This is a genomic window from Chryseobacterium sp. CH25, assembly GCF_004119455.1.
GTDB lineage: Bacteria > Bacteroidota > Bacteroidia > Flavobacteriales > Weeksellaceae > Chryseobacterium.
Genome location: NZ_NRQT01000045.1, coordinates 1 through 290, shown reverse-complemented (window position 1 = coordinate 290; position 290 = coordinate 1). Strand labels below are relative to the sequence as shown.

General features: G+C 40.0%; 1 protein-coding gene. It reads right to left on the bottom strand.

Features of this window, described 5'->3' with window-relative positions:
- Window positions 1-249, bottom strand: a 249-nt coding sequence (locus tag BOQ64_RS22745) for a hypothetical protein (RefSeq protein ID WP_228448535.1), incomplete at its 3' end; no start/stop codon positions are given.
- Between the last annotated feature and the right edge of the window lie 41 nt (window positions 250-290).

Sequence of the window (290 nt, the reverse complement as noted above, 5' to 3'; positions counted from 1 at the left end):
TGAAATTATAATGATCCCCGGCAACAGCTTCAGCCTGATTGGTAACAACCTCACCCATAAAGCCGGCACGTCATGCTGAATGGTAATCAAAGAATCTTTTGATAATTTTCTGTTGAAGCTTTCTGACTGAATTAGCCATTTTACATCTTCTAAAACGACAGGGTTTGCAGCTCTTGAAATCAAATTTAATCTGAAATTATAATGATCCCCGGCAACAGCTTCAGCCTGATTGGTAACAACCTCACCCATAAAGCCGGCACGTCATGCTGAATGGTAATCAAAGAATCTTT